We start from the raw sequence: 20,118 nt of genomic DNA, 5'->3' as shown, positions 1-20,118 counted from the left end.
CGTAGGGTGGATCTCGATCCACCCCAGCTCTTAGGATTTTGCTTCGGCAAGCCACGCGTCATAAGTGTCTTGGCTTACAACTTTGACAGTGATCGGCATGTAGGCGTGATCTTTACCACACAGTTCAGAACACTGACCGAAAAAGACACCTTCGCGTTCGGCCGAAAACCAAAGCTGTGACAAACGGCCAGGAACCGCATCTTGCTTCACGCCAAATGCTGGGATCGTCCAAGAGTGAATAACATCTGCACCCGTCAACTGCATAACCACTGTTGAATTCACGGGAACAACAACGGCGGTATCTGTCGCCAAAAGATACTCATCTTGGCTGTAACCAAAGTCTTCAAGTTCATCACGTGCCAAAAGGAAGCTTTCGAACTCAACACCTTCGTCAACATATTCGTAGCCCCAGTACCACTGGTAACCCGTTACTTTGATGTTGATGTCGCCTTCAGGGATCGTTTGCTGTTTGAACAAAACAGGCATCGAAAACGAACCAATGATAATCAAAATCACAATCGGCACGACCGTCCAAGCAATTTCAAGCGGGGTGTGGTGCGTAAAGCCCGCAGGCGTTGGCTGACGTTTTTGGTTATACCGGATAAGGACCCATGCCAGCAAACCGGTTACAAACAGCGTAATAATCGTAATGATCACCAGCAGCATACCGTCCAGCCACTGTGCATCACGGGCTAATTCTGTTGCGGCGGGCTGAAAACCAGTCGCACCGTTGATCGGGTGACCAACAATTTCCAGTTCCTGATTCACTTCCTGCGCTGTCGCGGACGCACCAGCCATAATCAGGCCAGTCGTGGCCCAGAGTGAGGTCGCAAAGGTTTTCAGTCGCATATTCTACCCTAACATCGTTGCGCCTCAGGCGCGTCTGGAACGGAGCTTCGCAAGGAATCCCGTTGTATCTGACCGCTCATGTCCCATATCTTGATGAACAACTCAAGAACTGCTGTTGCGGCAAAGAGCCGCTTTTGTCGATAAATTGCGCATGACTAAGGAAATTTGAATGTCCGCTGACCCCTTCCGTCCTTTTGAAACAAACCTTGATCGCGAAAGCGCGCTATCGCTGCTGCGCGAAGCCACTCATGGTGCAGACGACGGAGAACTGTTTCTAGAGCGTCGTAAATCCGAAGTTTTGTCCTTTGATGATGGGCGCGTTAAGACGGCAAGCTTTGATGCATCCGAAGGTTTCGGCCTGCGCGCGGTACGCGGTGAAACTGCAGGATACGCACATTCGACGACCATAGATGAACATGCATTGCGCCGCGCGGTTTCGACAGCCCGCCTTGCTGTCGGCGATGGCGGCGGCACGATGGCCCCCGCCCCCGTCGGCACTAATCGCAAACTTTATTCAGATGCCGACCCGATGCTGCAAGCGACATTCCCCGCGAAAATCGACGTATTACGCGAAATTGACGCGTTTGCCCGCGCGCTCGACCCCCGGGTCGTGCAAGTTTCCGCCACCTTGGCCGCATCCCACCAAGAGGTCCTGATCCTAAGACCCGAGGGAACCTTGGTCACAGATACGCGGCCCATGTCCCGACTCAACATCAGCGTAATCGTCGAAGAAAACGGCCAACGTGAAAGTGGATCAATGGGCGGCGGCGGGCGCGCTGGCCTGATCGGCCTGATAGGCCGCGATCACTGGGAACCTGTCGCCCGCGAAGCATTGCGCATCGCACTCGTGAACCTTGATGCAGAGCCAGCCCCAGCAGGCGTTATGGATGTTGTCCTCGGGCCAGGCTGGCCCGGTATCCTCCTGCACGAGGCGATCGGCCACGGGCTTGAAGGTGACTTTAACCGCAAAGGGTCGTCTGCATTTGCGGGGCTTATGGGCCAACAAATTGCGGCCAAAGGCGTAACCGTTCTGGATGACGGCACGATTCCCGACCGCCGCGGTTCGCTCACCGTCGACGACGAAGGCACGCCCAGCGCCAAGAACACGCTAATCGAAGACGGCGTTCTAGTCGGCTATATGCAAGACCGCCAAAACGCCCGCCTGATGGGCGTCGCACCCACAGGTAACGGACGCCGCGAAAGCTATGCCCACGCACCAATGCCCCGCATGACCAACACTTATATGTTGTCGGGCAATGCCAGCCCCGAAAGCCTTGTCGCAGATCTAAAGGACGGCATCTATGCAGTCGGATTCGGCGGGGGGCAGGTCGATATCACTAACGGCAAATTTGTGTTTTCCTGCACCGAAGCTTACCGCGTTAAAAATGGCGTGGTCGGCGCGCCCGTCAAAGGAGCAACCCTCATCGGTGACGGCGCAACAGCGCTCAAACAGATTCGCGGGATCGGCAACGACATGCAGCTTGACCCTGGCATCGGCAATTGCGGCAAGGCCGGACAATGGGTGCCCGTTGGCGTCGGTCAGCCAAGCCTAATGATTGGTGGGCTGACGATTGGTGGCGCCGCTTCTTAAGCTTACCGCTCACCTCCTGCCAGTGTGCATTGCTGGCAGGGCCGCGACTAAGGGCTCCGATTCGACAAAAAGTTGAAAACGACGGCAGCAGTACAGATGTGCATACGCGGTGTGCACAGGTTCTGTACGCAGTGTGACACCATGTTCAACAGCAATATCAGCTACTTAAGGCCACGTCATACGCTACCGGAAATTCGACGAAACGATTCATACCTCATTAACCGAGTAACCTTAAACCTGATCTCGCAATAGGCGGAGAATCAGGATGACCGGAACACGCAATTCTTCCAATCACCCCCCACTCCTACCCACCACGGAAGAGGATCGGGTCAACCGGCTTCGCCTATTGCGTTCACGCCGGGTCGGAATCGCGACATATCGTCGGCTGCTGTCAGAACATGGCAGCGCGCAAAAGGCGCTAGATGCCCTGCCACAGATCGCGAGTGAAGCAGGCGAAAAGGGTTATGAAACTTGCCCCATTGGTGTCGCCCAAGCCGAATTAAAAGCAGGGCGCGCCGCTGGCGCCCACCTGATTACAGACACGGACCCACAGTATCCTGCGCACCTACACAATATCGCCGACGCCCCGCCAATGATATGGGTGCTTGGTAATCTTGAACTGCTATCGCGCCCGATGATCGCGCTGGTCGGCGCGCGCAATGCTTCTTCCCTCGGGACACGTATGGCGAAAAAATTGTCTGCCGAATTGGCCGAGGCCGGTTTCGCTGTGGTGTCCGGCCTTGCGCGTGGAATCGACACAGCAGCGCATATTGCGGCCCTTTCAGGCGGAACTATTGCAGTGCAAGCCGGCGGCGTCGATACGATATACCCTGTTGAAAACACTCAACTTGCACATGACATTGCCCGAAAAGGCCTGCGCATTTCGGAAATGCCGATGGGCATGCAACCGCAGGCGCGGCATTTTCCAGCACGCAATCGGATCATATCCGGCATGGCGCAGGCAGTCGTCGTGGTCGAAGCCGCGGCGAAGTCGGGTAGCCTGATCACCGCCCGCAACGCGCTTGATCAAGCACGCGATGTATTCGCCGTGCCCGGACACCCGTTTGATGCGCGTGCGGCTGGCTGCAATATGCTGCTGCGTGACGGCGCAACGCTGGTGCGCAATGCGGCCGACGTGATCGAAGCATTATCGCCTGTCGTGAACGACATGCCCGAACTCCCACTTGCTCCACCACCGCCCCCCAAACGGCCTCTGCGGCAAACCGCAGCTTTGCATGACGAAATCCTATCTCGCCTTGGCCCCGCGCCAATTGCCGAAGATCAATTATTACGTGATGTCGCCGCTTCGCCTGCAAAGGTCGCGCCCGTCTTGGTCGATCTTGAACTTGACGGGCGGATTGCACGACAGCCCGGTGGGCTCTGGGCAGCGGTCACGAACTGACCCTGCTAAATCGGCTAAATCCGGGTGGAATCCAGACATGCACAAAGGGCGCATTGACAATCCCATACGACAGCCCACATCTTGCGCCACTATATCGCACATCATCCGTTTAAAGGATTCTCATGCCAGTTGTCGTTGTCGAGTCACCGGCCAAAGCCAAGAAAATCGAAGGTTATCTTGGTAAGGATTATACAGTTTTAGCGTCTTATGGCCACGTGCGCGACCTTCCCCCAAAGGATGGATCGGTCCTGCCCGATGATGATTTCGACATGAAATGGGAAATCGCCAGCGATAGCAAAAAGCACATCAAAGCCATCGTAGACGCGTTGAAAAACGACAACGAACTGATCCTCGCGACCGACCCCGACCGCGAAGGAGAAGCGATTAGCTGGCACCTGACCGAGGCTTTAACGTCACGTAAGGCGATCAAGAAAGATACGCCCGTCAGCCGGGTCGTGTTCAACGCGATTACTAAAAATGCGATTCTTGAGGCGATGAAAAATCCCCGCCAAGTCGACGCGCCACTGGTCGAGGCATATCTTGCCCGCCGCGCACTGGACTACTTGGTCGGTTTTAACCTTTCGCCTGTTTTGTGGCGCAAATTGCCTGGTGCGAAATCCGCTGGCCGCGTGCAATCAGTCACTTTGCGCCTAATTTGTGAACGCGAAATGGAGATCGAAGCGTTCCGGAACCAAGAGTACTGGACTGTTAAAGCACTGCTGACGTCACCGCGCGGCCAAACGTTTGAGGCTCGCCTCACGACGCTTGCAGGCAAAAAGCTGGATAAGTTTGACCTTGGCAACGAAACACAGGCCGAAATGGCTGTGCAGGCGATCAACTCGCGCGATCTGACGGTCAAATCAGTCGAGGCCAAGCCGGGTACACGCAACCCCTCTCCTCCGTTTATGACCTCGACCTTACAGCAAGAGGCCAGCCGCAAGTTCGGCATGGGCGCGCGCCAAACGATGAGCGTCGCACAGCGTTTGTACGAGGCCGGATTGATCACCTATATGCGTACCGATGGCATCGACATGGCCCCAGAGGCCGTGACCGGTGCGCGCGACGCGATCAAAGCCAAGTTCGGCGAAAAATACATGCCTGAATCGGCACGCGTTTACAAAAACAAAGCAAAGAACGCACAAGAGGCCCACGAATGTATCCGCCCAACGGATATGATGCTGGCCAGTGACGATGCGAACATCAAAGACGCTGATCAGCGCAAGCTATATGATTTGATCTACAAGCGTACGCTTGCCAGCCAGATGTCCGCCGCACGTTTTGAACGGACCACCGTCGATATCGCCAGTGCTGACGAACAGGTCATCATGCGTGCCAATGGTCAGGTGATGGTGTTTGACGGCTTCATCGCGATTTATGAAGAAGGCAAAGACGACGCTGTTGTTGATGACGATGATAAACGTCTGCCACAACTGACCGAAGGCGAAAAAGCCGAAAAGAAATCGGTCACGCCCGAACAGCACTTTACGCAGCCGCCACCCCGCTACACCGAAGCCACGCTTGTTAAGCGGATGGAAGAACTGGGCATCGGCCGCCCATCAACATACGCGTCGATCGTGACCACAATTCAGGATCGCGGCTATGTTGAGAAAGAGAAGAACCGGCTGATCCCCCAAGATAAGGGCCGTTTGGTTACTGCGTTCCTGTCGAACTATTTCCGCAAATACATCGGCTATGATTTTACCGCCGATCTGGAAAACCAGTTGGACGAAGTCAGTGCGGGCGATGCCGACTATAAGAAAGTGCTGGAACGGTTCTGGCGTGATTTCTCGGCTGCGATTGCCGAAACTGCAGACCTGCGGATCACCGAGGTTCTTGAGAAAATCAACGAGGTGCTTGAACCGCATCTGTTCCCACCGACCGAAGACGGCAGCGATCCGCGCCTTTGTCCGAACTGTGGGGTTGGCCGCTTGTCGATGCGCACCGCGCGTTCCGGCGGGGCGTTCATCGGTTGTTCCAGCTACCCCGAATGCCGCTATACCCGCCCATTCGGCCCTCCAAACCCAGAGGCCGAAGCGTCTGCCATTCCACCAGATGGGAAACTACTAGGCGAAGACGCGGGCGATCCAATTCGCGTATTCAAAGGCCGCTTTGGCCCCTACGTGCAGCGCGGTGAAGCAACCGAAGACAACAAAAAGCCACCACGCCAAGGTGTGCCCGAAGGCTGGAACCCTGAAGAGATCGGGATCGAGGAGGCATTGCGCCTGCTAGAACTGCCACGTCTGATTGGCACACATCCAGAAGATGGGGTGAATGTCTGGGCAAACTTGGGCCGCTATGGTCCCTACCTTAAGCATGCGGAAAACACTTCATTTAAAGGTGGCACAAACGCCAACCTCGAAAGCATCGAGGATGTTTGGACCGTCGGCATGAACCATGCGGTGCAGTTGCTGGCAGAAAAAGTCGCCAGCCGTGGCAGCCGTGGCAAAGCCGCCGTGCCAATCCACGAACTGGGTGAACACCCAGAGGCTGGCGGACCGGTGAATATCTATGACGGTAAATACGGCCCCTATGTGAAGTGGGAAAAGATCAACGCGACCATTCCAGAAGAAATTCCACCCGCTGATCTGACCCTTGCCCAAGCAGTGCACCTGATCGACGAACGTGCCGCAAAGTCAGGTAAGAAAAAGCCGGCAGCCAAGAAAAAGGCCCCTGCGAAAAAACCGGCTGCCAAAAAACCTGCGGCAAAGAAGCCCGCTGCGAAAAAGAAACCGGCAGCTAAAAAATAGCACTTGCCGCAGCGCAGCATATTCATTGACTTCCCCCCATTTGCGGGCCACGCTTTGGCTCATCATGAAATGGGGGGAGATCGTAAATGAAGAAAATCTATCCAAATGCCGCCGAGGCCCTAGATGGGCTTTTGTTTGACGGCATGTTTATTGCCGCCGGGGGGTTTGGGCTCTGCGGTATTCCAGAGCTACTGCTTGGTGCCATCAAAGGCGCCGGAACCAAGGACCTTACCTTTGCAAGCAATAACGCTGGTGTAGATGATTTTGGCATCGGCATCCTTTTGCAGACCCGCCAAGTCAAAAAGATGATCAGCTCTTATGTCGGTGAAAACGCAGAATTTATGCGTCAGTATCTGTCAGGCGAACTTGAGCTTGAATTCAATCCCCAAGGCACATTGGCCGAGCGCATGCGCGCTGGCGGCTGCGGCATCCCCGGTTTCTATACAAAGACCGGCGTCGGCACAGTGATCGCAGAAGGCAAGGAACACAAAGACTTCAACGGCGAGACCTACATCATGGAAGAAGGCATCTTTGCTGATCTGGCCATTGTGAAGGCTTGGAAAGCGGACGAAACAGGTAACCTGATCTTCCGCAAGACCGCCCGTAACTTTAACCCACCTGCCGCCATGTGCGGCAAGACATGTGTTGTCGAGGTCGAAGAGATCGTACCTACGGGGTCCCTCGACCCTGATCATATCCACCTGCCCGGCATCTATGTGCATCGCATTATTCAAGGCGATCACGAGAAACGGATTGAACAGCGTACGACACGCAAGCGGGAGGAAGCATAATGCCTTGGGATCGAAATCAGATGGCCGCACGGGCAGCAGAGGAACTGCAAGACGGCTGGTACGTGAACCTTGGGATCGGAATCCCGACCTTGGTCGCCAACTACGTCGGCGACAAAGACATTACGCTTCAGTCTGAAAACGGCATGCTGGGCATGGGCCCCTTCCCGTTTGAAGGCGACGAAGACCCCGACCTGATTAACGCGGGCAAGCAAACGATTACAGAACTGAACCGCACAGCCTATTTCGATAGTGCCACATCATTCGGTATGATCCGTGGTGGTAAGATCGCTGCTGCGATTCTTGGTGCAATGGAAGTTGCTGAAAACGGGGACCTCGCAAACTGGATGATTCCCGGCAAGCTCGTCAAAGGTATGGGCGGTGCGATGGATCTGGTCGCAGGCGTTGGTCGTGTAATCGTAGTTATGGACCACACCAACAAACATGGTGACAGCAAGCTTCTTAAGGAATGCACCCTTCCGCTGACAGGCAAAGCAGTGGTTGATCGGATCATCACGAACCTTGGCGTGCTTGATGTCGTCGAAGGTGGGCTAAAGATCGTTGAATGCGCGGACGGCGTAACCGAGGAAGAACTGCGGGCCGCAACCGAGGCAACCATCGTATAATATAGTTAGAGGCGTCTACATTATATAGACGCCTCTAAACGCTAAATTCCGTTGACGTTAAAAACACAGCCATCTGTGATCAGTTCAGGTGGCGTGCGGCATAGGCCCTTGGCGACTTGCCACGCGGCCAGCACCTTGGGCACATAAGCACGTGTTTCCGAGAATGGCGGCACACCCGCATGTCGGCGCACGTTGCCCTCGCCCGCATTATAACCAGCCAGCACGAGCACAGGATCATTTCCGAATTCATTCAGCAGCCAATCTAGATAGGCGACTCCACCTTTGATATTGTCGGCAGCATCGGTCCTATCTGTGACGCCAAACCGAGTTGCCGTCGCGGGCATGAGCTGCATTAACCCAGTGGCACCTGCACTACTCACCGCGTCGGTCCGTCCTGCGCTCTCAACCGAAATCACCGCAAGGACAAGCGCCGGGGACACATCAGTACCAACCGTTTCCTTTAGAATCGCAAGCCCATGCGCATCTGCAATGTTTTGGAGGCTTTGCAAACGAGGCGCTGACACGCCTTTTCCAGCTGGCGGGTTGTTAATCTGCTGCATCGCACGTTCTAAACGCGCAGGGGACGAATCTGAAAGGCCATACGATACACCTTCCCAGAACCACTCTGCCCCAGACACTGGCGGCGCGATGATAGGCGCAGAGACCGGTTCTGGTTCAGGCTCGTCCGAATAAACGGGCCCAAGACGCGGAGCGTTAGGATCAATCTGAACATTAATGCGACTGCCAGCGTTGCCAGATGGTACCGCAACACGCCGAAACGTAAAATCAGGCTGCAAGCGCTCCACCTCTCCCAATGCGGGAACGGCGCACATAGAGAGGGCCAGAGCCAAAAAAAAAGGAATCTGTCGATTCATCTGTCGTCCTGCTCGTCATTTTTTATGTCGTCGACCATGGCAGAAAACCGCCAAAAGGCCAGAATTTCGGGAACAATTATGTCATTTAGGGGAAATTGCAGACCTATTCGCAACGCGCGAGCACATGAGTATTTAGCAAAAACAAGTAAATATCATTCAATATCAAAGCGTTAATAGTATCATAGGCAAAAATACTGCTCGCGCACAAAAAGAGCGAAACGCGTCAAACTCCCGCCCCAATCAACAGGCTATATAAGCTCATCCAAGACAGGGGCTCAGCTAAACGACTTAGCTCTGCTGACCTGGCGAGGAACGAAATAAACTCTAGTGATACCCTGAGGAGGGAATTAAATGCTTAACTTTATCAAAAACTTCCGCAACGACGAAGACGGCGCTGTAACAGTTGACTTCGTAGTTCTGACTGCTGCGATCGTTGTTCTGGGTCTTGCTGTTGGTGGCGCGATCTCAACTGGTGCTAAAGGCCTGGCCAACGAGATCGAAGACTCACTGGACAACATGGAAGCTGAATAAGCTACTGTGCTGTGCGCGCCCAAATGGGCGCGCATTACCTCCAAAGCGCGTCACTTACTGTGTCGCGCTTTTGACTTTATATGATCAATACTAGTGCACGAAATGGCTACTTCGCCTCCCCATTTTTGCCGCATTTTTCATTGATTCTAAACTCAGAAATAGAAGTTCAACGGCTCCCCGTAGGCATGCGGGCACCATAGTCCGCCGGGAGAAATACGAAATGAAGCGATACATATCGAACTTTGCGCATGACGAAAATGGTGCGGTTACAGTCGATTTCGTAGTCCTAACCGCAGCAATTACGACTCTTGGACTTGTTGTTGTAACTCTCTTCTCAGGTGGCGCTACAGGTCTGGCAAACGAAGTAGAAACAACTCTAGAGACACATGACTTTGGACTTTAATTTGCAATGGCATAATCGCCATATCAAGTTAACTATTTCCAATCATCACACTCTAGGCACCTAAGGCCGTGCATCTTGGCCACAGCTTAGGTTAGTCCATCGCTCTCATAGCTTGAAAACTTGTATACCCCCTCACGAATAGTCTAAAGAAAACTGGTGTTAATAGTTTCTCGAGAAACTAGGGAAATAGCTGACTGAACACTGTCGGCAGTTCTGCCAGCAGAATGAAATCAGAGGATATAATAATGCGCGGAGTTTTTGGATTGGTTCTACTTGTAGGCATGGCGCTTGCTGGCTTTGCCGTCTATATGGTGAATCAACAAATCGAACAAAAAAACAACGAACTTGCACGCGCTCAACAACAGCGTGACGGTGCAGTAAAAACTGTGGATGTTTACTCTGTAAATCGAGAATTCACTTATGGCGAAGTCATTACTTCAGAAGACGTTGTCGTTATAAAATATGCTCAGGATTACCTACCCGAAGGAGTTGTCCGCAACGAAGACAGCTTGTTCCCGCCAGAGCAGCCCGCGAAAATGCGAGTGATTGTCCTCCCTATTACCCCCAATGAGCCCCTAACTGAAAGCAAATTAGCGGCTCCCGGTTCTAGCCGTGGCCTCACAGCACTTGTTGACCCCGGCATGCGCGCATTCCCCATTCAGGGACGTGTCACTGGCGGATTTGGTACTCTACGCCCAAATGATCGAATTGATCTATACTGGACTGGTCGATTAAGTAATGGCCGCGAAGTAACAAACTTGCTCAAGTCGAGCCTCGAAATCATCGCTGTGCCAGATGAAGAAGGCGCACGTAGCGGCATTACCAACATTATCGTTCAGGTCACCCCTCAAGAGGTAGCAATTCTAACACAAGCTCAAGCCAGTGGATCACTTACAATATCTTTGGTTGGCGCTGGAGACGCCACCCCAGTTGCTTCGAATATTACAGTAGACACTCAATCTGTGACTGGAGAAATCATCGAAGATGTTGTTATCGAGGAGCAGGAGGAGGCACCAGAAGTATGCTATCGCTACGAGAGACGGGGAACGGAACGTGTTGAGTTTCAAATCCCATGCAACGACTGACAACACCCCTTAAACAACAATAGATAAAGCTGAAAAAGGCGCTCGGGACACCCCGAGCGCTTTTTTCGTGGATTGATAGTGTTGCGCTTTGTCCACATTCGCTTCAGCCTCCAACCTATTGATTATTGCAATAAATGCGCATCTACCGCATGGTCAAAAAATCATGGGCATTAAGACCCTACAACGAGGCGTGATCGGAGAGGCAGGTCACTTATGAAATATGACAGATTTATTAAAGCCGCACTTACCGGCTTGACGTTGTCGCTAGCAGCGGCAGCACCAACCATGGCACCAGCAGAAACGTTGCGCGTATTACGTGGCGCAGCGTCTAGCGCACTTAGCGTCCCGATGAACCGGGCCGTTGTGGTGGAAAGCGATGTACCCTTTACGGAATTGTCTATTGCCAATCCCGGCATTGCTGACATCTCATCCTTATCTGAACGCACTATCTACGTATTAGGTAAGGAACCAGGCCGTACGACATTGACACTTTTGGGCGCTGATGGGCGTCTAATTACAAATGTCGAAATCCATGTCGCACCCGATATGGCAGAGTTCAAGGAACGTCTGACCCAAATTCTACCGGGTGAGAATATCGAAGTGCGAACTGCGAACGATGGAATCGTACTATCAGGTCAAGTGAGCTCTATTGCGCGCCTTGATCGCGCACTTGAATTAGCGCAACGTTACGCACCAGATCGCGTTTCGAATCTGATGGTTGTTGGCGGCACGCAGCAAGTTATGCTGCAGGTTCGCTTTGCCGAGATGCAGCGTTCAGTTCGCAAATCTCTTGGTGCGCAACTAGGCGTTAGTGGCACCTCTGGCGGAACAACCATTTCTGGTTCAACATCAACTTCTACAGGTGGCGCCAATGGCGCAGTGACCTTCGGATTTGGTGCCGGCAACATGAACGTAAATCTAATGATTGAAGCACTCGAGTCACGTGGTGTCGTTCGAACATTGGCGGAGCCAAACCTAACTGCGCTTAGCGGCCAGGAGGCGAGCTTCCTTGCTGGGGGAGAATATCCGATCCCCGTCGCACAAGATGAAGACACGATTACAGTTGAATTCAAACCGTTCGGCGTGGAACTGCTTTTCGTACCGACAGTCATCGATGATGACATTATCAACCTCGAGTTAGCCGCAGCGGTATCTTCAGTAGATACAACAAACGCGTTTACGAGTGGTAATGGTCTATCAATCAATGCTTTCACACGCAGAGAAACGAAAACAACTGTTGAAATGCGTGATGGTGAAAGCTTTGCTATCGCAGGCCTACTACAAGACGACTTCAACGATCTAAGCGAGCAAGTTCCTTGGGTGGGAGATATTCCAGTACTGGGCGCGCTGTTCCGCAGCGCAGCTTACGAACGCGAGCAAACAGAGCTCGTGATCATTGTAACGCCGCACTTGGTGTCACCGACACGTGGCGCAGCGCTTTCACTTCCAACCGATCGCGTGAGGCTACCAAGCGAATCCGATCTGTTTTTGCTAGGTAAAACAACAGCTGGCACCCAGATTCCTGGTGGCGCAGGTGAGGTAGCACGTCAGGACTTTAGCGGTTCTTACGGTTACGTCATGGACGAATGAATTGGAGCACAGGTCAATGAAAAAACTTATGACAACAGCAATGGCTGCTGCTCTTCTCGCTGGTTGCTCAACAACCAGCGATGAATACGCGCGCCTTCAATACGAAGCCGGAGCCGTGATCGACAATGGCCAGTTCGGCAACGCGACGATGAACAACGTGATGGTTCAGTCTGCGCAAGAGGACTATCGCGTCAATCTTGCGCGCCGCTTCGCCTCTGAGATTGAGTCGACAGTAACGTTTGAATTCAATTCAACTGAACTGGACGCAAACGCCCGCCAGATTCTATCGCTGCAAGCAGATTGGATTCGGCAGTTCCCCGAAGTACGCTTTAAGGTTTACGGTCACACCGATCTTGTCGGTAGCCAAGCCTACAACCGTCGCCTAGGTCTTCGCCGCGCCCAGAAAGTTGTTGCCTTCTTGACGGCTCAGGGCATCGACCGTAGCCGGCTCGAAGCGGTAGCCTCATTCGGTGAAACACAGCCATTGGTTGCAACAAATGACCGTGAGCGCCGCAATCGTCGCACCGTCACGGAGGTGTCTGGGTTTGTGGCAAGCGATCCGATGGTTATAGAGGGCAAATACGCCCAAGTAATCTATCGTGAATATATTACTAGTGCCACACGCGTTGGCGCCATTGAAGGCGGCGGCATAAGCGAATAACGGCTTACAAATCACGTCTGCGCCAACCATAATTATGGCGCAGACGTAGTCTTTTAGACCCATAAGCTGCGACATTCCCCATTTTATCGCTGTTTTAGTCCTAATCTCGACACGATTACCTTGGATAAAGTGAACTCCATTCACGCTATACTCACGTGTGGTGAATACGGTACTCTACAGCTCTAGCGCATGTAGCCCAGTGCAGATTATGATAGAATAACAGAAGCGATAAGGACGACCAAGAATGACCGATAGCACGGCCGTACAACACGATGCCCCACCTATTGTAGCGTGCACGATCAGCCGAGACGTCCAAATTTTCGATCTGCTAATTGAAGATATGGAAGCAGCATTGGGCGACGCCTGGGGCGATCTAAGCTTCGAAGATGCAGTTGCGTTCTTAGGGCAAAAAGAAGCCCGAAGCCTGCAATTTGTAACAATTGCAATGGACGCCAACGACGAAGACAATTTGCCGTTGGTTTCTGAGGTAATCGCAGTCGCCAAATCAGTTGGAATAAAAGTTATTCTGATAGCTGAAGATGTTAGCCCAACAGCCTTACACCAATTATTGCGTGAAGGCGGCGACGAATTTGTCCCCTATCCTCTTCCTGAGAATGAACTGGCCCGTGCCATTGAACGGGTGCTTACCGCTGAACCCACGCCACAACATGCCCCTGGCGACAAACAATTCAACGCAAGTGGAGATCATTCTGGTGTCGTTATTCCCGTACATGGCATCGCCGGTGGTACTGGAGCGACAATGATGGCCGTCAACATGGCTTGGGAACTTGCGAACATCGACAAGGATGAACCGCCAAAGGTTTGTCTGCTCGACTTAGACTTTCAGTTTGGCTCTGTCTCGACGTATCTTGATCTGCCGCGCCGTGAAACTGTGTTGGAAATGTTGACCGATACCGAATCTATGGATTCAGAGGCTTTCATGGCGTCAATGTTGACGTTTGAAGACAAGGTTCATGTTTTAACCGCACCCACAGATATGATTCCGCTTGATATGATTACCCCCGAAGACATCGGACGTGTAATTGAAATGGCGCGGGTTAACTTTGACTATGTTCTAATTGATATGCCTTCGACCATGGTCGAATGGTCACAGACCGTTTTAGAAATGGCGCATATCTATTTCGCCATGATTGAGCTAGACATGCGGTCGGCACAAAACACCTTAAGGCTGAAGCGCGCACTCCAGTCTGAAGACCTTCCCTTTGAGAAAATTCGTTTCATTTTGAACCGCGCACCTGGTTTCACAGATTTAAACGGCAAAAGCCGTGTTAAACGTCTTGCTGATAGCTTGGGTATTTCGATCGACGTACTCATGCCTGATGGTGGAAAACCAGTCATGCAAAGCTGCGACCATGGTGCCCCAATGGCAGTTGGGATCCCGAAAAACCCGTTACGCAAAGAAATCGCTAAACTTGCCAAATCAATGCATGACGTCAACCAAGCCGAAGCGGAAGCCCGAGCTTAAGAGGCAATACTATGTTTTCGAAATATAAAAAGCCAAATGCCCCCAAAGACGCACCTAAGCCAGCCGCTGGGCGCCCTAAAGTAGCGGTTGCGCCTGCAGCCGCCCCCAAGGTCGACGAAGCACGTAAATCTCTAATGAAGGCTATGCCTGAAAAACGTGCGGCCGAGGCTGGCCCAGTTGACAAAGAAAAACGCCGCAAAGAACGTTTAGGCGAAATCAAGCTAGAGCTTCACAAAGCCTTGCTTGACAACCTCAACCTGTCGGCGCTCGAAACTGCATCAGAGCAAGAGCTTCGCAACGAAATTAACGCCATTGCGAACGAAACGCTCGAAGATATGGGCATCGTTCTAAATCGCGATGAACGTCAAACTCTTAGTCAGGATTTGTTCTTTGAAGTCACGGGTCTTGGGCCGCTAGAAACTCTTCTGAAAGACGATTCTGTCAACGACATTCTGGTTAACGGACCTCAGCAGGTATTTGTCGAACGCGACGGTAAATTGCAGCTAAGCGATGTAACGTTTAAAGACGAAAAACATCTGCTACGCATTATTGATAAAATCGTGTCCGCTGTTGGACGCCGTGTTGACGAAAGTAACCCTTACGTTGATGCACGTCTCGCAGACGGTTCCCGTTTCAACGCAATGGTTCCACCAATCGCTGTTGATGGCAGCCTAGTTTCAATTCGTAAGTTTAAGAAAGATAAACTTGGGATCGAAGAATTGGTTAAATTCGGTGCCTTTACCGAAGAAATGGCCGCGTATCTTCAAGCCGCAGTTTCAACTCGACTAAACGTCATCGTTTCAGGTGGTACGGGTTCAGGTAAAACGACAACTTTGAACGCGTTGTCAGGGTTTATCGATGACGCAGAGCGCATCCTCACAATCGAAGATACAGCGGAACTTCAGCTTCAACAGACACATGTGGGGCGTATGGAAAGCCGGCCACCAAACGTCGAAGGTAAAGGTGGGGTTTCACAGCGTGACTGCTTGAAAAACGCCCTGCGTATGCGTCCTGACCGTATCATCGTTGGGGAAACCCGTGGTGAAGAAGTTATCGACATGCTGCAGGCCATGAACACTGGTCACGATGGTTCAATGACGACGATCCACGCCAACAGCGCCCGCGATGGTGTATCTCGTCTCGAAAACATGATCGCGATGGCTGGTATTGAAATGCCGATCAAAGCGATGCGAAGCCAAATTTCATCTGCGGTCAACCTGATTGTGCAGGCATCTCGACTTCAAGATGGTTCGCGTCGCATGACCTCAATCACCGAAATCACAGGGATGGAAGGTGATGTAATTTCGATGCAAGAAATCTTCCGCTATCAGCGTGTCGGATTGACCTCTGATAACAAAATTATCGGCCACTTCACCGCCACTGGCGTGCGCAGCCACTTTTCCGAACGCTTTAAGCTATGGGGATACGACTTGCCGCCTGCGATCTTTGAACCAATGGTTGCGGAGTAACATCTGATGATTTCTGCCGCTCCTATTATCTATCTTCTTATTTTCGTCGCGGTTGTGGCAATGGTTCAGGGTGTCTACCTTGTTATCTTTGGCAAGTCTATTAGCATGGACGGCAAAGTAAACCGTCGCCTAGAAATGCTTGATAAGGGTGGAAGCCGCGAGCAAGTTCTAGAGCAGTTGCGCAAAGAAATGACGCAACATATGCGATCGCAAAGCATCCCTATCTACTCAATGCTCGCGAATAAGGCGCAGAAGGCAAATATCGTCTTTACCCCGCCACAGATTTTAATTTTGATGGGCGTTATTAGCGTCGTCGCGTTTCTCATGTTGACAGTGCTGACGCAGCTTGGCGGTCCTGTGCGCATAGCAGTCGCAATCCTGATGGGTGTCGGTGGCGTGTATGTCTGGATTAGCCGTAGAGCTAAGAAACGGATGACGATGATTGGTGAGCAGCTGCCAGAAGCGGTTGAGCTGATGGTTCGATCGCTCCGTGTTGGGCATCCGTTTTCGAACTCACTACAAATTGTCTCTAATGAAATTGCTGACCCGTTGGGCACAGAGTTTGGTATGATTTCCGATGAAGCAGCTTATGGTCGCGATATGGGGGAAACACTCAAAGCGATGGCCGAGCGGCTTGACAATCAAGACATGCGCTTTCTCGCAGTGGCCGTAACTATCCAGCAAACTTCTGGTGGTAACTTGGCAGAAATTCTCGATGGTCTCGCAAAGGTTATTCGTGCACGTTTCCGTCTGTTCCGTCGTGTGAGCGCGATTACCGCCGAGGCAAAATGGTCCGGTAATCTTCTCTCAGTATTTCCAGTGCTTGCGTTAATCCTGATCACTTTGGTGAAGCCCGATTATTTTGACGAAGTAATGGAAAGCCCTATGTTCATTCCAGCGTGTTTCGTAATTGCAGGTTTTCTAGTTCTGAACGTTGTGGTGATGCGATCACTTGTAAATATTAAAGTCTAAGGAACACGCTATGGACGCGATTCAAGAAATCCTCACAGAATTCTTAGGACCTAACGCACTTCTAATCCTCGTCGGGCTTATTGGCTTTTTCTTAGTGCTAGTGGCACTACCTGTTCTGTTAAAGAAAGAAGAAGATCCGCTTGATCGATTAAAATCTAATAGTAGAGGACCTGAGAAAAAAACCGCGAAGGGTGAAAAGCTACGCTCAGGAACCAACAAGGACAAACTCGAAAAGTACTCGAGCTTCTTGGAACCCCAAAACGAAGATGAATATTCCGCTGTTAAGCTCAAGCTACTGCAAGCCGGGTATCGTGGTAAAAATGCAGTACGAAGTTACCACTTTTTGCAGTTTGCACTCGGTATATTAGGGTTGGCTCTCGGTGGTATATATTCCGTATTTAAGATGTCTCAAGGCGACGTCACCACACAAGATCTAGTGCTAATGATCATGATACCAGGCGGCGCGGGCTACATGCTTCCAAAATACTGGGTTACGCGACGTCAAGCAATCCGTCAGGAGGCTATCGAGAATGGTTTTCCTGATGCACTAGATCTCATGCTGGTATGTGTAGAAGCTGGTCAATCCATGGACCAAGCTATTTTACGTGTTTCGACGGAACTACGTTCGGGGTTTCCCGATATTTCCGACGAGTTCGAAATGGTTGGTCAGGAAACCAAAGCCGGTAAAGACAAGACGACTGTTCTAAAAGACATGGCTGAACGCTGCGGCGTACAAGATATCACGAGCTTCGTCACCGTGCTCGTGCAATCTCAACAATTTGGTACATCAATTTCAGACGCCCTCCGGGTCTACTCACTAGAAATGCGAGATAAACGCGTGATGCGAGCTGAAGAAAAGGCAAACAAACTGCCGACAAAGATGACTCTCGCTACTATGATGCTGACGGTACCACCACTTATGGCTATTTTGATCGGTCCATCAATCTACGCGATCGCAAAAAACTTCGGTGGAGCCTAATCCAAATGATAGCTCGTGTGGCTATCTTGATGTTTGTTGCCGCAACCACCGTAGCTTGCTCCGGAAATCTGGATCTAACGGCCGATGGCGTCTACGCGCCCGGCGTTTCTGGGCAGGGTGATACGGATGGACTCATTGTAGGGCATCGCCTCATGGCTGCGGGTGAATACGAACTCGCTCTCAAAGCTTACAATCGCGCTGCGTTCGAACAGGGATTGAACGTGGACACGATGTCGGCAATCGGGTCAGCAAATCTAAACTTAGGTAGGCTGGGACAAGCGGAGCGCTGGTTAAGGTCCGCTGTTGAAGAAGATCCTAGCTTTCCACCAGCTTGGAACAACCTTGGTGTGGTCTTAATGGAGAGAGGGAAAACAGCTGAAGCTAGCGAAGTTTTTCGTCGCGCTTACGCCGCTGATAGCGGAAACTCGGACGAAATCCGCGACAACCTGCGCCTTGCACTCACAATGTTGGAAAACTCTGACAATACTGTGCTAGAAGACTATCAGAACTTTAATCTAATCCGACGTGGTGCAGGAGATTTTGTGCTCATGTCGGACCTCTAAGATAAGAGCAGCAAAAGGACGCAAAAAATATGCGCCACTCTATTATTATGACGCTATGCACGGCAACGATTTTGCTTTCTGCGTGCGAAAAATCCGGCGAAGAGCAGGTTCAAGAAGCCATGAGTGACATTAACGTCATTGATGAATCTAACCTCAACGAGGTCATGCTGACAGTCGGCGACCCTGAAGAGGCTGTGCGCTATTTCGCCAACGCCGTCGAAAACCACCCTGAAAGAGTAGATCTGCAACGCGGGCTTGCTACGTCACTTATTCGTGCCGGACGTGTACCTGATGGCATCGCGGCGTGGGAAACTGTCATTTCCCATCCTGAATCCACCAGTGAAGACTCTGTTGAGCTCGCCGGTGCACTTATCCGTGCAAGCCGTTGGGATGACGCAGCAGCGCAATTAAACACAGTTCCCCCGACCTATGAAACCTTTAAGCGCTACCGCTTTGAAGCGATGGTCGCCGATAGCCGCCAGCAATGGGAAAAGGCCGACAGTTTTTATGAAACAGCAGCCGGGCTAACAACGCGCCCTGCATCGGTTTATAATAACTGGGGCTATTCCAAGCTAACCCGCGGAGATTATCGCGGTGCAGAACGCCTGTTTACTGACGCGTTGCGCCACGACCCAAGGCTCTTTACGGCAAAGAATAACCTTGTGCTCGCACGGGGCGCACAGCGAAAGTACACCCTCCCTGTTGTGCAGATGACGCAAGTTGAACGTGCTCAATTGCTTTATACCCTCGCTCTTGCAGCGATTAAGCAAAACGATATTTCGACCGGAAAAACTCTCTTGGCTGACGCAATTGAAACGCATCCAAGACACTTCGAGGAAGCAGTTCGCGCACTGCAAGCCATCGAAAACAACGCGGTAAACTAGAGCATGGGACTAACCGCTTACGCCGCGCTTTGGTTTTTGCCAGCAGTCATTCCAATCGCGATATTCGTCGCATGGAATGATATGCGCGTCATGAAAATCCCAAATCTTGCGTCCGGCGTGCTTTTGCTCAGCTACGCTATTTTGGGGATTTTTGCGTTACCTTTCGATCTTTATCTGTGGCATTGGACGCACTTTGTTGTCGTGCTTGCCGTTGGTATTCTATTTTGGATGTCTGGCGTCATAGGCGGCGGCGACGTTAAATTTATGGCGGCAGCGTCACCTATGCTATCGGTCGCTGATCTTCGGGACATTATGCTTATCTATGCATCGTGTCTCATTGCAGCCCTGATTACCCATAGGGTGGTAAAACACAGCCCCCTACGAAAAATTGCCCCGAATTGGATAAGCTGGGAAAAGTCCAAATTCCCAAAAGGTCTTGCCCTTAGCGGCACCCTTTTGTGTTATTTATTAGTTGTAGCAATTTTTCGCTAACTTAATTGTGCACCGCGCAATGCCTTTTACAGGCACATGTTTGTTCACTATTTCGCCACAATAGGCTGCAATCTTGTTGATACAAAATCGCATTTATGTGCGGACCCTAAATTTTTTGCGATAGG

19 protein-coding genes are annotated in these 20,118 nt (G+C 51.7%); 17 read left to right on the top strand and 2 right to left on the bottom strand.

Annotated features, from left to right (window positions below):
* Positions 1 to 30: 30 nt before the first annotated feature.
* Positions 31 to 849, bottom strand: coding sequence for a cytochrome c oxidase subunit II (gene coxB / locus CYQ09_RS11950; RefSeq protein ID WP_106745636.1), 819 nt, complete (start codon positions 847 to 849; stop codon positions 31 to 33).
* A 169-nt stretch (positions 850 to 1,018) separates the two neighbouring features.
* Here coxB and tldD point away from each other — a divergent pair, with 169 nt between their 5' ends.
* The 5 genes from tldD to CYQ09_RS11925 all read left to right on the top strand — a co-directional run bounded on the left by tldD (position 1,019) and on the right by CYQ09_RS11925 (position 8,003).
* Positions 1,019 to 2,440: a metalloprotease TldD gene (tldD, locus tag CYQ09_RS11945; protein ID WP_106745635.1), complete on the top strand. Its 1,422-nt coding sequence runs from the start codon at positions 1,019 to 1,021 to the stop codon at positions 2,438 to 2,440.
* A 265-nt stretch (positions 2,441 to 2,705) separates the two neighbouring features.
* The gene (dprA, locus tag CYQ09_RS11940; protein WP_204353944.1) at positions 2,706 to 3,842 is read left to right on the top strand and encodes a DNA-processing protein DprA; all 1,137 of its coding nucleotides are present in this window, start codon (positions 2,706 to 2,708) and stop codon (positions 3,840 to 3,842) included.
* Between the two features lie 122 nt (positions 3,843 to 3,964).
* Positions 3,965 to 6,589, top strand: a complete 2,625-nt coding sequence (topA, locus tag CYQ09_RS11935) for a type I DNA topoisomerase (RefSeq protein WP_106745634.1) — start codon at positions 3,965 to 3,967, stop codon at positions 6,587 to 6,589.
* Between the two features lie 86 nt (positions 6,590 to 6,675).
* Positions 6,676 to 7,380, top strand: coding sequence for a CoA transferase subunit A (locus CYQ09_RS11930; protein WP_106745633.1), 705 nt, complete (start codon positions 6,676 to 6,678; stop codon positions 7,378 to 7,380).
* Positions 7,380 to 8,003, top strand: a complete 624-nt coding sequence (locus CYQ09_RS11925; protein ID WP_106745632.1) for a CoA transferase subunit B — start codon at positions 7,380 to 7,382, stop codon at positions 8,001 to 8,003. The genes CYQ09_RS11930 and CYQ09_RS11925 overlap by 1 nt, the downstream gene beginning before the upstream one ends.
* A 41-nt stretch (positions 8,004 to 8,044) precedes the next feature.
* On the opposite strand, the gene CYQ09_RS11920 is transcribed toward CYQ09_RS11925, so the two are convergent.
* Positions 8,045 to 8,878 (bottom strand): lytic transglycosylase domain-containing protein, encoded by an 834-nt coding sequence (locus tag CYQ09_RS11920; protein WP_106745631.1) that lies wholly within the window; start codon positions 8,876 to 8,878, stop codon positions 8,045 to 8,047.
* Positions 8,879 to 9,229: 351 nt separating this feature from the next.
* Between CYQ09_RS11920 and CYQ09_RS11915 the strand changes: the two genes are divergently transcribed.
* The 12 genes from CYQ09_RS11915 (at position 9,230) to CYQ09_RS11860 (ending at position 19,993) form a co-directional block, all read left to right on the top strand.
* On the top strand, positions 9,230 to 9,409 hold the full coding sequence (locus CYQ09_RS11915) for a Flp family type IVb pilin (protein WP_106745630.1): 180 nt from the start codon (positions 9,230 to 9,232) through the stop codon (positions 9,407 to 9,409).
* Between the two features lie 220 nt (positions 9,410 to 9,629).
* Positions 9,630 to 9,812, top strand: coding sequence for a hypothetical protein (locus CYQ09_RS11910; RefSeq protein ID WP_106745629.1), 183 nt, complete (start codon positions 9,630 to 9,632; stop codon positions 9,810 to 9,812).
* Between the two features lie 245 nt (positions 9,813 to 10,057).
* Positions 10,058 to 10,897 carry a Flp pilus assembly protein CpaB gene (cpaB, locus tag CYQ09_RS11905; protein ID WP_106745628.1) on the top strand — a complete coding sequence of 280 codons (840 nt, stop codon included), beginning with the start codon at positions 10,058 to 10,060 and terminating at the stop codon, positions 10,895 to 10,897.
* Between the two features lie 213 nt (positions 10,898 to 11,110).
* Positions 11,111 to 12,487, top strand: coding sequence for a type II and III secretion system protein family protein (locus CYQ09_RS11900; RefSeq protein WP_106745627.1), 1,377 nt, complete (start codon positions 11,111 to 11,113; stop codon positions 12,485 to 12,487).
* 16 nt (positions 12,488 to 12,503) lie between these two features.
* Positions 12,504 to 13,148: an OmpA family protein gene (locus tag CYQ09_RS11895; RefSeq protein ID WP_106745626.1), complete on the top strand. Its 645-nt coding sequence runs from the start codon at positions 12,504 to 12,506 to the stop codon at positions 13,146 to 13,148.
* A 244-nt stretch (positions 13,149 to 13,392) separates the two neighbouring features.
* Complete coding sequence (locus CYQ09_RS11890) at positions 13,393 to 14,634, top strand: AAA family ATPase (RefSeq protein ID WP_106745625.1); 1,242 nt, start codon at positions 13,393 to 13,395, stop codon at positions 14,632 to 14,634.
* Positions 14,635 to 14,645: 11 nt separating this feature from the next.
* Entirely contained in the window at positions 14,646 to 16,103 is a 1,458-nt protein-coding gene (locus tag CYQ09_RS11885) for a CpaF family protein (RefSeq protein WP_106745624.1), read from the top strand.
* Between the two features lie 6 nt (positions 16,104 to 16,109).
* Complete coding sequence (locus tag CYQ09_RS11880) at positions 16,110 to 17,075, top strand: type II secretion system F family protein (protein WP_106745623.1); 966 nt, start codon at positions 16,110 to 16,112, stop codon at positions 17,073 to 17,075.
* A gap of 10 nt (positions 17,076 to 17,085) precedes the next feature.
* Entirely contained in the window at positions 17,086 to 18,054 is a 969-nt protein-coding gene (locus tag CYQ09_RS11875) for a type II secretion system F family protein (protein WP_106745622.1), read from the top strand.
* 29 nt (positions 18,055 to 18,083) lie between these two features.
* Positions 18,084 to 18,617, top strand: coding sequence for a tetratricopeptide repeat protein (locus CYQ09_RS11870; RefSeq protein WP_239495950.1), 534 nt, complete (start codon positions 18,084 to 18,086; stop codon positions 18,615 to 18,617).
* 29 nt (positions 18,618 to 18,646) lie between these two features.
* Positions 18,647 to 19,501, top strand: a complete 855-nt coding sequence (locus CYQ09_RS11865; protein ID WP_106745620.1) for a tetratricopeptide repeat protein — start codon at positions 18,647 to 18,649, stop codon at positions 19,499 to 19,501.
* A 3-nt stretch (positions 19,502 to 19,504) separates the two neighbouring features.
* The gene (locus CYQ09_RS11860) at positions 19,505 to 19,993 is read left to right on the top strand and encodes an A24 family peptidase (protein ID WP_106745619.1); all 489 of its coding nucleotides are present in this window, start codon (positions 19,505 to 19,507) and stop codon (positions 19,991 to 19,993) included.
* Positions 19,994 to 20,118: the final 125 nt, after the last annotated feature.

Source organism: Yoonia maritima, from assembly GCF_002933395.1.
GTDB lineage: Bacteria > Pseudomonadota > Alphaproteobacteria > Rhodobacterales > Rhodobacteraceae > Yoonia > Yoonia maritima_A.
This window is presented reverse-complemented; position numbering and strand designations above follow the sequence as displayed.

What these genes read in the sequence shown, in the direction of transcription:
- CYQ09_RS11880 (WP_106745623.1), top strand. Translation starts at nt 16,110, where the DNA reads ATGATTTCTGCCGCTCCTATTATCTATCTTCTTATTTTCGTCGCGGTT.
- CYQ09_RS11900 (WP_106745627.1), top strand. Translation starts at nt 11,111, where the DNA reads ATGAAATATGACAGATTTATTAAAGCCGCACTTACCGGCTTGACGTTG.
- CYQ09_RS11915 (WP_106745630.1), top strand. Translation starts at nt 9,230, where the DNA reads ATGCTTAACTTTATCAAAAACTTCCGCAACGACGAAGACGGCGCTGTA.
- cpaB (WP_106745628.1), top strand. Translation starts at nt 10,058, where the DNA reads ATGCGCGGAGTTTTTGGATTGGTTCTACTTGTAGGCATGGCGCTTGCT.
- dprA (WP_204353944.1), top strand. Translation starts at nt 2,706, where the DNA reads ATGACCGGAACACGCAATTCTTCCAATCACCCCCCACTCCTACCCACC.
- CYQ09_RS11860 (WP_106745619.1), top strand. Translation starts at nt 19,505, where the DNA reads ATGGGACTAACCGCTTACGCCGCGCTTTGGTTTTTGCCAGCAGTCATT.
- CYQ09_RS11895 (WP_106745626.1), top strand. Translation starts at nt 12,504, where the DNA reads ATGAAAAAACTTATGACAACAGCAATGGCTGCTGCTCTTCTCGCTGGT.
- tldD (WP_106745635.1), top strand. Translation starts at nt 1,019, where the DNA reads ATGTCCGCTGACCCCTTCCGTCCTTTTGAAACAAACCTTGATCGCGAA.
- CYQ09_RS11890 (WP_106745625.1), top strand. Translation starts at nt 13,393, where the DNA reads ATGACCGATAGCACGGCCGTACAACACGATGCCCCACCTATTGTAGCG.
- CYQ09_RS11865 (WP_106745620.1), top strand. Translation starts at nt 18,647, where the DNA reads ATGCGCCACTCTATTATTATGACGCTATGCACGGCAACGATTTTGCTT.
- CYQ09_RS11885 (WP_106745624.1), top strand. Translation starts at nt 14,646, where the DNA reads ATGTTTTCGAAATATAAAAAGCCAAATGCCCCCAAAGACGCACCTAAG.
- CYQ09_RS11875 (WP_106745622.1), top strand. Translation starts at nt 17,086, where the DNA reads ATGGACGCGATTCAAGAAATCCTCACAGAATTCTTAGGACCTAACGCA.
- topA (WP_106745634.1), top strand. Translation starts at nt 3,965, where the DNA reads ATGCCAGTTGTCGTTGTCGAGTCACCGGCCAAAGCCAAGAAAATCGAA.
- coxB (WP_106745636.1), bottom strand. Translation starts at nt 849, where the DNA reads ATGCGACTGAAAACCTTTGCGACCTCACTCTGGGCCACGACTGGCCTG.
- CYQ09_RS11910 (WP_106745629.1), top strand. Translation starts at nt 9,630, where the DNA reads ATGAAGCGATACATATCGAACTTTGCGCATGACGAAAATGGTGCGGTT.
- CYQ09_RS11930 (WP_106745633.1), top strand. Translation starts at nt 6,676, where the DNA reads ATGAAGAAAATCTATCCAAATGCCGCCGAGGCCCTAGATGGGCTTTTG.
- CYQ09_RS11925 (WP_106745632.1), top strand. Translation starts at nt 7,380, where the DNA reads ATGCCTTGGGATCGAAATCAGATGGCCGCACGGGCAGCAGAGGAACTG.
- CYQ09_RS11920 (WP_106745631.1), bottom strand. Translation starts at nt 8,878, where the DNA reads ATGAATCGACAGATTCCTTTTTTTTTGGCTCTGGCCCTCTCTATGTGC.
- CYQ09_RS11870 (WP_239495950.1), top strand. Translation starts at nt 18,084, where the DNA reads ATGTTTGTTGCCGCAACCACCGTAGCTTGCTCCGGAAATCTGGATCTA.